10 protein-coding genes and 1 other RNA gene are annotated in these 9,559 nt (G+C 36.0%); 2 read left to right on the plus strand and 9 right to left on the minus strand.

Annotated features, from left to right (window positions below; translation table 11 throughout):
* Positions 1-11: 11 nt before the first annotated feature.
* The 3 genes from CLV62_RS14195 to CLV62_RS14205 all read right to left on the minus strand — a co-directional run bounded on the left by CLV62_RS14195 (position 12) and on the right by CLV62_RS14205 (position 2,684).
* A complete protein-coding gene (locus tag CLV62_RS14195; protein WP_221409246.1) occupies positions 12-629 on the minus strand; it encodes a DUF5683 domain-containing protein in 618 nt (205 codons plus the stop codon).
* Positions 630-883: 254 nt separating this feature from the next.
* Positions 884-1,792 (minus strand): ParB/RepB/Spo0J family partition protein, encoded by a 909-nt coding sequence (locus tag CLV62_RS14200; protein WP_110311443.1) that lies wholly within the window; start codon positions 1,790-1,792, stop codon positions 884-886.
* 127 nt (positions 1,793-1,919) lie between these two features.
* Positions 1,920-2,684 carry a ParA family protein gene (locus CLV62_RS14205; protein WP_050709828.1) on the minus strand — a complete coding sequence of 255 codons (765 nt, stop codon included), beginning with the start codon at positions 2,682-2,684 and terminating at the stop codon, positions 1,920-1,922.
* Between the two features lie 443 nt (positions 2,685-3,127).
* On the opposite strand from CLV62_RS14205, the gene CLV62_RS22170 reads away from it, so the two are divergent.
* Positions 3,128-3,652 carry a methylated-DNA--[protein]-cysteine S-methyltransferase gene (locus CLV62_RS22170; protein WP_110311444.1) on the plus strand — a complete coding sequence of 175 codons (525 nt, stop codon included), beginning with the start codon at positions 3,128-3,130 and terminating at the stop codon, positions 3,650-3,652.
* 31 nt (positions 3,653-3,683) lie between these two features.
* On the opposite strand, the gene CLV62_RS14215 is transcribed toward CLV62_RS22170, so the two are convergent.
* From CLV62_RS14215 to CLV62_RS14240, 6 genes are all read right to left on the minus strand, one after another.
* Positions 3,684-4,538: an alpha/beta hydrolase gene (locus CLV62_RS14215; protein WP_110311452.1), complete on the minus strand. Its 855-nt coding sequence runs from the start codon at positions 4,536-4,538 to the stop codon at positions 3,684-3,686.
* A 109-nt stretch (positions 4,539-4,647) separates the two neighbouring features.
* On the minus strand, positions 4,648-5,487 hold the full coding sequence (locus CLV62_RS14220; RefSeq protein WP_110311445.1) for an alpha/beta hydrolase: 840 nt from the start codon (positions 5,485-5,487) through the stop codon (positions 4,648-4,650).
* 98 nt (positions 5,488-5,585) lie between these two features.
* The gene (locus CLV62_RS14225) at positions 5,586-6,593 is read right to left on the minus strand and encodes a glycosyltransferase family 2 protein (protein WP_110311446.1); all 1,008 of its coding nucleotides are present in this window, start codon (positions 6,591-6,593) and stop codon (positions 5,586-5,588) included.
* 5 nt (positions 6,594-6,598) lie between these two features.
* Positions 6,599-7,021, minus strand: a complete 423-nt coding sequence (gene ybeY / locus CLV62_RS14230; RefSeq protein WP_110311447.1) for an rRNA maturation RNase YbeY — start codon at positions 7,019-7,021, stop codon at positions 6,599-6,601.
* A gap of 65 nt (positions 7,022-7,086) precedes the next feature.
* On the minus strand, positions 7,087-8,319 hold the full coding sequence (locus CLV62_RS14235) for a nucleoside recognition domain-containing protein (protein ID WP_110311448.1): 1,233 nt from the start codon (positions 8,317-8,319) through the stop codon (positions 7,087-7,089).
* Between the two features lie 16 nt (positions 8,320-8,335).
* Complete coding sequence (locus CLV62_RS14240) at positions 8,336-8,656, minus strand: hypothetical protein (RefSeq protein WP_110311449.1); 321 nt, start codon at positions 8,654-8,656, stop codon at positions 8,336-8,338.
* Positions 8,657-8,790: 134 nt separating this feature from the next.
* Between CLV62_RS14240 and rnpB the strand changes: the two genes are divergently transcribed.
* Positions 8,791-9,158: RNase P RNA component class A (gene rnpB, locus CLV62_RS14245), an RNA gene on the plus strand.
* The last annotated feature ends 401 nt before the right edge of the window (positions 9,159-9,559 follow it).

Here is a 9,559-nt window from a genome sequence, read left to right on the forward strand (position 1 = left end):
CCAACGATGCCCTAAAATTTAAAACTACATTGAATCCCAAAAGATCTTTGAGAAAACGGATCATTTTGCACTTGAGGTTCGACCCTCATAGACAAATCGGGAGAAATATCAAAGTCAAAAAGATGTGCATCCACATACGCATCTATCATACACAATCCGTACAAAGCAACTGCTCCAATAATACTCAAATCACGGTATCTTCTGTAAGAATCTCTCTGGCGTTTGAAACGATTTCTCCATGTTGCTATCTCACCATCAGTCAACAATTCAGGATTTTTTCCTCTTGGAATAAAAGGTCCCCAAATCCTAGTATTTTCAGCATCCCTCGGATTCTCTTTCATAATCGCCTTATATGCGCCTGTGTAGTCACTATACTGACGACCATTCCAGGTAATAGCATATGTAAGACCCAAAAAACCACCATATACGAGAGGTAGTTTCCAATATTTTTTATTATAAATCTGACCTAATCCCGGAAAAATAGCCGAATACAAGACTGCTTTATTCGGGTCAGGCTTAAATGGGGCAGTATTTTTTATAATCTTATCTGCCGCCTTATCATTCAGCATTTTATCATTGACCCAAGCAACGGTATCGCTTTTTGTTATATTCTGAGAGTTAACAGTCATATTTCGTACTTGTATACTATCATTCGTTTGACCCAGCACCGAAAAGGCGAAGGAATATACAGTTACAAAACACAAAAATAATCTCTTTACCATATAAACACTAAGGTTTTAAACCTTTCTGCAGTTATCTGTAAATTTATTTACTTGCTAACTACCTATAATCAATATGAAATAATTATTGATACTTTTAATGACTATAACAATTTCCGATGTTATACTTGTCAAAGCAATAAATTAAAGTCTTAGACCTTAATTTATTTTTTTATCTGGTCAAATTTAGTAATAATTCTCTCTAATTCTTCATCGGAACTGAAAGCAATTGTTATTTTCCCTTTGCCCTTATCGTTGCATGATAACTGAACTTTAGCATCAAAGAACTTCGACAAGTGCTTTTTGAGGATATCGAACTCTTCGGGAGTAGCTTGGTTTATATTGCCTTTTTTAGCCAAATTAACCACTTCTTTTTCCTGAATAATTTCTTCGAGAGTATCTCCCTTATTAATGGCTCTTACGTATTCTTCTACTTTACGAACCGAAAGATCTTCGGACATAATCAACTCATAAACTTCGAGTTGCACCGCCGGATCTTCAATCGTCACTAAAGTACGGGCATGAGCCATATCTATTTTCTTATCTCTGATAGCCATCTGAATACCGGCAGGAAGCTTCAACAACCGCAAATAATTTGCAATGGTAGTTCTCTTCTTTCCGATTCTTTCACTCAACTGTTCCTGAGTAAGATTATATGTTTCAATCAAATTCTGGTAAGCAAGAGCAATCTCAATAGAATTAAGGTCTTCTCTTTGTATATTTTCGATCAACGCCATTTCCATGACGTTTTCATCATCCGCGGTTTTAATATAAGCAGGTATTGTCTTTTGCTGAGCAATCATAGATGCTCTGTACCTACGTTCACCTGCAATAATCTGATAATTTTCATCATCTATCTTACGCAAGGTAATCGGCTGGATGACCCCCAATTGTTTTATTGATACAGCCAGCTCACGCAAGGCTTCCTCATCAAAAACACGTCGGGGTTGATCAGGATTGGGTTGAATCTTAGATAATGGAACCTCATTTATAGACGAAGATCCTTCAGTCCTTAAATCGTCCATCATAATAAGAGCATCTAGCCCTCTCCCTAAAGCAGGTCTTTTTGCCATAAATAATTACTTATTTTTTGCGGTTAAGGTCTCAGACCTATTTATTGCTCTGGTAAGCATAATAGATAGAAACAGTTATGATTATAGAATGTAACAATAAATACTTCCTTTTACTTAAGTAGCAAAGTTAAGAATTTTTTTCAATAAGCTCTTTTGCCAACTGCATATGGTTAACTGTTCCACGAGATGCAGCATCATAAGCCAATACAGGCTGTGCAAAACTTTGAGACTCACTCAGTTTTACATTTCGTTGAATTACGGTTGTAAATACCAATTCCTGAAAATGTTTTTTTACCTCTTCATATATCTGATTTGCTAAACGAAGACGTGCATCATACATCGTAAGCAAAAATCCCTCTATTTCCAATGAAGGATTTAGTTTCGATTTTATGATTTTAATTGTATTCAACAGTTTACTGATTCCTTCCAGAGCAAAGTACTCACACTGAACGGGTATAATAACCGAATCGGCAGCCGTAAGAGAATTCACCGTAATCAGCCCCAAAGACGGAGAGCAGTCAATCAAGATATAATCATAATCTGCTTTCTTGGCTTGTAATACAGCAGCTAAACGCTTTTCTCGATTTTCGATGTTCAACATTTCAAGTTCGGCCCCTACTAAATTGATATGCGACGGTATTATATCCAAACGCTCGTAAGCTGTCGGTACAATGGCCTGATCGGCTGTAGCCTCTCCTATCAGACATTCATAAATCGTATTTTTTATATGTTTAATATCGAGTCCTAAGCCGGAAGAAGCATTTGCCTGCGGATCAGCATCCACAACCAATACTTTTTTTTCCAATGCAGCTAAGGAGGCAGCAAGATTTATTGTGGTAGTAGTTTTTCCAACCCCTCCCTTTTGATTTGCCAGAGCAATTATTTTACCCATGTTCGTTAGTTATAATTTCTTTTATTTAAGCTACAAAGAAACAAATAAATAATAGCAGTACTTAGATTGTGACATTAAACACTAAAAGAATTGTTGATAACTTGCCATTTCTGTTAATAACATCTACAATCATCTATATTATTGCAAATTACATGTAAAAAATCGATCCAAAACAACAATGCTAAAACGATTAACTGTAATATCAACATCAATTTTAAAATTGATTTCAGTATATTATAAAACCGACAAAGTTGAAATTTTACGATGCGAAGAGTATTTTTATTGATTTAATTATAAATTATTCTTAGAATTAAATATCTTTATCTGATTAAGGTCACAGACCTTTCTATTGCTTTGGCAGGCATAACGACCAAAGATAATTATACTGATAAAACATAGCATTAAATATTAAACGTTACTTAGTTATTAAGACAGTAAAAAAAATGAATATCAGCAAAACTTATATAGAAACGCCTCTGGGAGAAATGATTGCCTGCGCAACAGATAAAGGCATCTGTCTTCTGGAGTTTAATAATAGAAAAAATATTGACGGTCAGTTTCAAAAAACAGAAAAGGAGCTGAATGGTGTTATTGTTGAAGAAAACAGCACCTATTTTGATCTTTTAAAGAAAGAATTGGACGCCTATTTCAAAAAAGAGCTGAAAGAATTCACGGTACCTCTCGATTTGGTAGGTACAGAATTTCAGAAAAAAGTATGGCAAGCTCTATTAGCGATTCCCTATGGGAAAACAATCAGCTACCTTCAACAGTCTGAAACGATGGGAAATCCATTAAGCGTACGAGCTGTTGCCAATGCCAACGGGATGAATAAAATTGCCATAATTGTCCCATGTCACCGGGTTATTGGTTCAAATGGTAAGTTGACCGGATACGCCGGAGGATTGGATAAAAAAAGGTGGTTACTCAATCTGGAAAAAGGCATCACCGAAAATACTCTTTTCGAATGATACCTTTATCCTTTATTTTTTTCCTTGAATTTTACAAAGACAATGTTTTCAACCACAAACTCAGTAGAGAGAGCATTTCATCGTGATATTCAAAATTATTTCTCATACCCCAGCCATGACCTCCCGAAGGGAAAATATACATGGTTGCCGGTATTTTATTTTCTTTTAAAGCAGTATAATAAGATACCGAATTCTTCGGTGGAACCGATGTATCATCATCACTTAGCAACAATATTGCAGGAGGTGTAAATTCATTAACCTGCCTTTCGTTAGAATAATACATTATCTCAGATGCTGTTGGAGTATCACCCAACAAATTATTACGTGATCCTTCATGAGTAAAATCCCCCATTGTAATTACCGGATAAAACAAGATCGAAAAGTCGGGACGCAATTCTTTTGACGAGAAATGGGTAGAAGCTGTTGCTGCCAAGTGACCTCCTGCCGAAAAACCGGCAATACCGATCTTATCATTCGAAATTTTCCACTGAGATGCTTTAGATCTTACATAGGTAATAGCCTGATTGAAATCTTCCAAGGGTACTTGTTTCACTTTATTAGGCATACGATATTTTAAAACAATACCGGCAATACCTTGCGACTGTAACCACTTGGCAAAATCGTGCCCTTCATGATCAATAGCCAATCGGGCATATCCGCCACCGGGACAGATAATAACTGCAATGCCTCTATTTACGGTAGAATCGGGTAAATAGACAGTCAATTCGGGAATAGAAACATTCGAAATTCGTCCTTCTTCAGACAATTCAGGTTCAGATAATCCATTACTCGTTGGAGGGGTTATTTCCCAAAGTTTAACGACTGTTTGTGCATTCATACCAATAGCTGATAAAAGAAAGAATAGTATTAAAAATAGGTTTTTCATAATTATAATATATTTAAGGTCACCAACCTGCATGTTTCTAAAATCATGACAAAATTATAATAATACGAATAAATCTAACTAGGAGAGCACTTTTAAAAGAAGTACTTACTCAATTATGGTTTGTCAGAACTGTCCGCTTCAACCACATTTTCAACAAAGATAATGATTCATCGTAATATTTAAATGATTTGATCATTCCCCACCCATGTTCTCCTTCCGGAAATACATATAAAGCAGCAGGAACATTATTTTCTTTCAGCGAATTGTAATACATTATACTATGGGCGGATGGAACTGAAAGATCATTATCACTTACGAAAATAATAGCAGGAGGAGTATTTTCGGTAACCAGCCTATCTGCTGAAAAAGAATAGATATCACTAGCCGAAGGCGTTTTTCCCAATAAATTGGAACGAGTCCCTCCCTTTGTTGCTGTTTCGAACGAGATCACCGGATAAAACAGAATGGTGAAATCAGGACGGATATTGATATCGCTATTAGAATCCAAGTTAGAAAAGACTGCAGCTAAATGTCCGCCTGCCGAAAATCCGGCGATTCCCACCCTATTGATATCTATATTCCATTTATCGGAATCCGAACGGATTATGAGCATAGCTTGCTCTGCATCATCAAAAGGAATTTCTTTATGCTCATTGGGTAATCTATATTTTAAAACTATACCTGCCACACCTTGCGATGCCAGCCATTTTGCAAAAGCATGACCTTCGTACACTGCGCTAACACCTGCATATCCGCCACCGGGGCAAATTAATACAGCCGGAGTTTTCAGGCTGTCTTTTTTTTCAGGTAAATATACAAACAGTTCCGCTTCATCGGTTAATCCATTACTCGAAGGTGCATTATTAGGCCATACTTTAATAACCTCCTGAGAGTAAAGACAGCCCAATGATAGTGTTAATATGACAATTAAAGAAATAATTTTTTTCATAATTCAATTAAGGTCTCAGACCTTTTTATTACTTTGGCAAACACAACAGCAATAGCTTGTTATGATCAGAAAGTATATCATTAAATACTTTCATTTACTTACTCTATAGAATGGCTAAGGTTACCTTTGTATTTCAATTTTAAGTAGATGTAAAGAAGCCTTACTTTCAATTTAAGTTTAATATATCTATTTTTAAGATAAAGTTTTATATTTTCATCTAAAGCATCATATACCAGTCTATTATAATTACATATCAACAGATCATAATTTACTAAACTACTATCCAGCTTTTTATTTTTTTTATATATACGCCTTACAAGCTTTCCTTTTTGAGCCAGAGTCTCCTCTTTTAGCTCCGAGTAGCCTTTTAGTTCAAAAAAATCAGATCTTTGAGTTAATGTTTCCAGATAATGCAGATAACGTTTTATTTCCATATCCGGTGATACATTCATAATGCTACCCGATCGTTTTAAGTAAAAGTAAAGGATCTTAGAGCTTACTGTTATTTTGGTCGCTCTATCATAAATATAATGTACTACGGCTTCGTCTTCATTAAGCTTTCCTAGAGGAAACCGAATATTATCCCATATATTTTTATGATATAATTTATTCCAGACAACGACATTTCGAGGATAGATCTTCTTTGAATATAACCTCTGTAAGTATTCATAAGCGGAAAATTCCTCTGTTCTGAATGAGCTGCTCTTAGGAATGAACACTGCATCGTCTTCTTCAACCTGTATATAATCACATTGAACTATATCCGAATCAGTATCTTTCAATAAAGTATATAATTCAGATATAAAATCAGCAGCAACAAAATCATCACTATCTATAAAACTTATAAAATCACCCTTCGCATTATCTAATCCTACATTTCGGGCACTTGACAGACCTTGATTTTTTTGATTAAAAATTGTAATCCTATTATCTTTTTCTTTATATTCTTCACAGATAGCCAAAGACCTGTCTGTACTTCCATCATTTATTAAAATGATCTCTATATTTTTATAAATCTGGCTGATAATACTATCGAGACATTTGGGTAAATATTGCTCAACATTATAAACCGGAACTATTATGGTTACTAATTCTTGATTATACATCCTTTTTATATGTCACTCAAAAGACCTAAAGCCTTATTTTCACACTCGGTCATATGCTCTCTTTCGCCCGGACCTTTGTCATTGATTCCACAAAGATGAAGTATCCCGTGAATAATAATTCGGTGTAATTCTTCGAGGTAATCGGTATTAAACTGCTCCGAATTACTTTTCACAGTGTCTAAACTTATAAAAATATCTCCTGATATTACATCTTCATCGGTATAATCGAAGGTGATTATATCAGTATAGTAATCATGCTGAAGATATTCCTTATTTATTTCAAGGATTTTTTCATCCGAACAAAAGATATATGAAATATCTCCTGTCTTTTTACCATAAGATGCTGCCACATCTTTAATCCATTTAGTAACCTCTCTTTTCTTTATTAAAGGAGCTTTTACATCTTCATTTTGATATATGATTGCCATATTCTATATTTATAACGGTATCTGATTTGCTTGCCAAAAACAATAAAAAGGTCTGAGACCTCGACTTACGAGAAAAATATATATGCTATCCAAATAGCTGTAACAACTCCGGCTAAATCAGCCAAAAGTGCATAAGGTACTGTATACCTGCTATTCTTTATTCCAACACTTCCATAATAAACAGCCACTACAAAAAAGGTAGTATCGGTAGATGCCTGAAAAATAGATGCCAATCGTCCGGCAAATGAATCTGCCCCAAAAACAGTCATGGTTTCTGCCATCATACCCCGTGCTCCACTTCCGCTTAAAGGTTTCATTAATGCTGTAGGCATAGCATCTACCCATCGACTGTCAAATCCTGTAAAAACAACTAAAGACTTCAATCCATCGAAGATAAAATCCATAGCCCCTGATGCACGAAACATGCCTACAGCTACCAATATGGCAATCAAATAAGGAATGATACGAACAGCAGTCGAAAATCCATCTTTTGCACCCTCTATAAATGCATCATATACATTAATCTTTTTTCGGACTCCGCTTAGTATGAAAAATATAATAACGCTGAATAATATTATACTGGCAATGAGACTTGATATTTGCTGTGCCTTTTCGGGTCCCATACGATTGAAAGCCCAGATAACACCACCAATCAATGTGGCAACACTACCAAACGTACCCAGAATAACTTTATCCAGAATATTTATCTTTTGCTTGATGCAAACAGCCAATACTCCAATCATTGTTGAAATGAAAGTTGCAATCATAATCGGTACAAAAACATCGGCAGGATTAGCTGCTCCCATCTGTGCGCGGATAGTCATTACAGATACCGGAATCAAAGTCAAACCCGATGCATTCATCACCAGAAACATCATCATAGGATTGGAAGCTTTGCTTTTATCGGGATTAATCTCCTGCAATTCTTTCATCGCTTGTAATCCTGCCGGAGTAGCTGCATTATCAAGCCCAAGAATATTAGCGGAAAGATTCAATAAAATAGAACCTCCTGCGGGATGATCTTTCGGTATATCGGGGAAAAGCCGACTAAATAATGGATTGATTGCTCTTGAGAAAAGCTGAATTACTCCCCCTTGCTCCCCTATTTTCATAAGTCCCATCCACAGGGTAAGGACCCCGGTTAAACCAATGGAAATTTCGAAACCCGATCGGGCGGAAGCAAATGTAGAATTAACCGTCGCATTAAAAGTCTCAAAATCGCCCAAAAAGATAAGGCGGCTCAATGCTACAATAAAGGCAACAAAAAAGAATGCAATCCAGATATAATTAAGAACCATAATTTAACTGACTATTTTACTCAAGCGAGGATTCTCTAAGAAATTTATCCGCAGGAAGAACAAGGTCTTTATGAAATCCAACTAACTCGCCATTCTCAAAACGAAGCATATAAATAGCGTCTACCGTAGGATATCCCAAAACCTCGACATCTGTTCCATGACTATCCTTGTATACTTCCATTCTATGGTAAGATTTACCCATTTTATGGATTACATCGTTCTTGGTCATACCCAATTCAACCTTTTTTATGTTGGAATTGGCATTCATAGCATCTTTGTATGAAGAACAGCCTACCAAGTAAACCGAAACAAATAGCAACAGTAAGATTTTTTTCATTGTGATTCCAATAAATGAAGTATAAAAACCTCACAATATTACACTTTTTGGATGACACTTACAATTATGCAATCATGATTCCTATTGATTTCAAACATTTTTCACGATCTAAATAGTATCTTTGCAGCAGAAATACAGCAGATCGGTTTGTCGCTGGCCATCCGTCAAAAGATGGAAAGAGGAAAGTCCGGGCAACACAGAGCATCATACTTCCTAACGGGAAGCTGTTTGTGAGAGCAGAGTAAGGTAACAGAAAATAACCGCTCCGATTTATCGGAGTAAGGGTGAAAAGGTGAGGTAAGAGCTCACCGGTCCCGATAGCAATACCGGGAGCCGTACTACTTATGAGTTGCAAGACCATGTATACCGACGCATGTAGGGCTGCTCGCCCGATGTCGGGGGGTAGGTCGCTAGAGCCTGTTGGTGACAGCAGGAGTAGACAAATGACAAGCACTTCGTTTTATACGAAGCACAGAACCCGGCTTACAGATCGGCTGTATTTTTCTATTTTTAGAATTGACTTTGCAAGCCATAACTATTCGTTTATATTTTCCTCTCTTTCCAAAATTCATACAAATTAAGTAATTGAAAGTATTTAATGATACATTCCATAAGTATAACCGGCTTTAGTTATTGCACTTATGTAAGCAACACATAGCTCTGCGAGCTTAGTAGTTATTTTATCTATTTATATAAGGATATATTAAAGAGCTCACCCATCCCTTTCGGAATGAAAGAGCATGTGTGAAACCTTAATGTCAACAGAAAAGTAACAAGGAAAAATAAAGGTCTAAAAAAGTGTCACTTTTGCTCAGTACATGACAAAAATTTACACGGGTCTATATTCTGCTTGTAATAAGCCTTGTAAAGGTATTCAAAAATATAATCGAGTCCATATTTGAA

It is taken from the genome of Indolivaga alginatilytica, assembly GCF_003201355.1.
Lineage (GTDB): Bacteria > Bacteroidota > Bacteroidia > Bacteroidales > Dysgonomonadaceae > Dysgonomonas_A > Dysgonomonas_A alginatilytica.